The sequence below is a fragment of the Cribrihabitans neustonicus genome (assembly GCF_048820895.1).
Lineage (GTDB): Bacteria > Pseudomonadota > Alphaproteobacteria > Rhodobacterales > Rhodobacteraceae > Cribrihabitans_A > Cribrihabitans_A neustonicus.
Genome location: NZ_JBMERQ010000033.1, coordinates 1 through 2528 on the forward strand (window position 1 = coordinate 1; position 2528 = coordinate 2528).

Genomic DNA, 2528 nt, shown 5'->3' on the forward strand with positions numbered 1-2528 from the left:
ACACAAGAAAACAAGCTCCCGCCGCACCCGTTAGCCCCGAAAAGGCCCCCGGTTTCGGCCCCAGTGTCTTGGCGTGCTGTTAGCCGCTTCAGAACGGGTGTTTAGGGTGGGTCGGGAGGCCCCCAGTATACCGCTGGAGGCCATCGCCACGGGTTAGAGCAAGCTGAGGTCCACACCGTTTGCCCAATGTTCCCAGTCGTCGCGCTTGTTATCCGCCGCTGACCCCTCGATCAGATGCTCTGGCCGACAGCACAGTTCGTTACCGCACCGATGCCGAACCATCGTCGTCGTCCCGATGACCGCCCCGTTGACGACACAGTAGACGAACCTCGCCGCCGCCACCTGCCGCCCCCGGAACCGCATCTTGGGCCGTCCCTGAGTGGCTGTCACCCAGCATTTTGCGCAGCAGCTCTCCAATCTCCGTTTCGACCATAAAAATAAGGGGTTTGGCGCTCAAATTCACCCCCATGTTCTTCCAGGGCACACTAATGGAGAGAACATACGAATATTTCGCCGATTTCATTGCCCTGAAGCCAACCCAAGTTCGCTCTCTCCAAGGGCCATGAAGCATCAGTCGGCGGCATGATTGATTGGAGAATAATAATAATGACAATCAACAAGCACACTGCGCCCACCACCGAAGACATCAAGCACGTCAAATTCCTCGCCGCAACCTACGGCAGCTAGATCGTTCGCCGCGATAACAAGTTCTACGACATCGAGCATCTGGGCACACCGCTGTCACGCGTGGACGTTGAGATGAAGATTCTGAACCTGATTGCGGAGGAGCATCCGAACCCTCCCCTGAGTAACGGCATGATCAAGTCGCTGTTCAAGTTGCTCATCGACACACGGCACACTGACCGGGCGCGCAGCCTTCAGGTTTGGAGTGGCGCCACCATCTGCGAACCGGGCAATCCTAACCGCATCGTCATGAAGCGGGGCACGGTTTCCGCCAACACCTGGAGCGAACCAGAGTATCGGAGCCTCAAGGTGAACTCCGCTGACCTCGACGTCATTGGCGAGTTCTTCGATCAATTCTTCCAGAACGAGCAGGACCGCGAAGCTTTCTTGAACTGGACTGCTTGGAGCCTGCAGAACGAAGGAGACAAGCCAGCATGGGCGCCGTTCCTCTACTCACGTGGCAAAGGCACAGGTAAAAGCACCACCGCTCGCATCCTCACCGAGCTTTTCGGGGTCCGTAACTCGGTCACGCAGAACAACATCAGCAAGCTTACTCAGCAGTTCAACTCGACTGTTCTCACGAGCAAGCTGGTGATCTGCGAGGAAACTCAAATCAAACCAGGGTCGACTCAGGCGAATGCTATCAAGACTTTCATCACCGATCCGCACGTGCTCATCGAACGGAAAGGTCTCGAGGCTGAGCGGGCCAAGCAGTGCTGCTGTTTCCTGTTTACTTCGAACTACGCACCGACGTGGATGGAGGAAGGCGAACGGCGCTACTTGGTCATCGACGTAAACCACGATGGCCGGTCGGGTGGCCCTCGAGCCAATGAGTTCTCATCGCTTGTTGGTCGAGTGCATGAATTCCTGGATGAACCGGCAAACGTGGCGAGGCTCTATAACGCGCTGATGCAGAGGGAGATTCCTGAGAACTTCAATGCCAAGAGCCTGAACATCGCTGACCATCAGACGCCGATTATGAAGCGGCTTCAGCAGGCTAGCCGCCAGACCATCGTCGACCAGCTTGAGGAACTGCTCAACGACTCCGGCCTTGTTGTTCTGCCTGAAGCGGACGTGGTTGAGTTCGTTCGTAAGAACCTCAATGCAAACATGAACCAAACCAAGCATCTCATGGATGACCTCGAATGGGAGAAAACCAAGGTCAAATGGGGTGGCAAAGACTTTGCACGAGCGATCTGGGTCAAGCCTGGATACTGGATCGAGCGTGGGAAGATCTATGGGCCTGACTTCGAGCCGGTGCGCGTCAGCGACTATCTCGACCGTGACGGTCCATTCGGAGAAGTGGAGATCATCGAATGAAGGATGTGTACTTCGAACTTCAAGACGATAGCGAGCTTTGGCTGCTGGACGTCATCAACAATCACTACGAGGAGGCCCTTGCGAGGGCCAACTCCCTCCTAGCGCAGACGGTGGAGGATGAGAACGGGTGCTGGGTGACAGCCACTCAGGGACGGCCCAAGATGCGGTTCCGGGGGCGGCAGGTAGCGGCGGCGAGGTTCGTCTACTGTGTCGTCAACGGGGCGGTCATCGGGACGACGACGATGGTGCGGCATCGGTGCGGTAACGAACTGTGCTGTCGGCCAGAGCATCTGATCGAGGGGTCAGCGGCGGATAACAAGCGCGACGACTGGGAACATTGGGCAAACGGTGTGGACTTCAGCTTGCTCTAACCCGTGGCGATCGCCTCCAGCGGTATACTGGGGGCCTCCCGACCCACCCTAAACACCCGTTCTGAAGCGGCTAACAGCACGCCAAGACACTGGGGCCGAAACCGGGGGCCTTTTCGGGGCTAACGGGTGCGGCGGGAGCTTGTTTTCTTGTGT

5 protein-coding genes are annotated in these 2528 nt (G+C 57.2%); 2 read left to right on the forward strand and 3 right to left on the reverse strand.

From position 1 onward, the window contains the following. Positions 1-153 precede the first annotated feature (153 nt). Genes ACOHWE_RS20060 through ACOHWE_RS20070 form a run of 3 tightly spaced genes read right to left on the reverse strand, consistent with a single transcriptional unit; the run spans position 154 to position 726 of the window. Entirely contained in the window at positions 154-282 is a 129-nt protein-coding gene (locus tag ACOHWE_RS20060; protein WP_420668515.1) for an HNH endonuclease, read from the reverse strand. Then, the gene (locus ACOHWE_RS20065) at positions 260-523 is read right to left on the reverse strand and encodes a hypothetical protein (RefSeq protein ID WP_420668516.1); all 264 of its coding nucleotides are present in this window, start codon (positions 521-523) and stop codon (positions 260-262) included. The genes ACOHWE_RS20060 and ACOHWE_RS20065 overlap by 23 nt, the downstream gene beginning before the upstream one ends. 47 nt (positions 524-570) lie before the next feature. Further along, on the reverse strand, positions 571-726 hold the full coding sequence (locus ACOHWE_RS20070; protein WP_420668512.1) for a hypothetical protein: 156 nt from the start codon (positions 724-726) through the stop codon (positions 571-573). Positions 727-759: 33 nt separating this feature from the next. On the opposite strand from ACOHWE_RS20070, the gene ACOHWE_RS20075 reads away from it, so the two are divergent. Together ACOHWE_RS20075 and ACOHWE_RS20080 are read left to right on the forward strand one after the other, a co-directional pair. Then, a complete protein-coding gene (locus ACOHWE_RS20075) occupies positions 760-2004 on the forward strand; it encodes a DUF5906 domain-containing protein (protein WP_420668513.1) in 1245 nt (414 codons plus the stop codon). Then, on the forward strand, positions 2001-2375 hold the full coding sequence (locus ACOHWE_RS20080) for an HNH endonuclease (RefSeq protein WP_420668514.1): 375 nt from the start codon (positions 2001-2003) through the stop codon (positions 2373-2375). The genes ACOHWE_RS20075 and ACOHWE_RS20080 overlap by 4 nt, the downstream gene beginning before the upstream one ends. Positions 2376-2528 lie beyond the last annotated feature (153 nt).

What these genes read in the sequence shown, in the direction of transcription:
- ACOHWE_RS20060 (WP_420668515.1), bottom strand. Translation starts at nt 282, where the DNA reads ATGGTTCGGCATCGGTGCGGTAACGAACTGTGCTGTCGGCCAGAGCAT.
- ACOHWE_RS20065 (WP_420668516.1), bottom strand. Translation starts at nt 523, where the DNA reads ATGAAATCGGCGAAATATTCGTATGTTCTCTCCATTAGTGTGCCCTGG.
- ACOHWE_RS20070 (WP_420668512.1), bottom strand. Translation starts at nt 726, where the DNA reads ATGCTCGATGTCGTAGAACTTGTTATCGCGGCGAACGATCTAGCTGCC.
- ACOHWE_RS20075 (WP_420668513.1), top strand. Translation starts at nt 760, where the DNA reads ATGAAGATTCTGAACCTGATTGCGGAGGAGCATCCGAACCCTCCCCTG.
- ACOHWE_RS20080 (WP_420668514.1), top strand. Translation starts at nt 2,001, where the DNA reads ATGAAGGATGTGTACTTCGAACTTCAAGACGATAGCGAGCTTTGGCTG.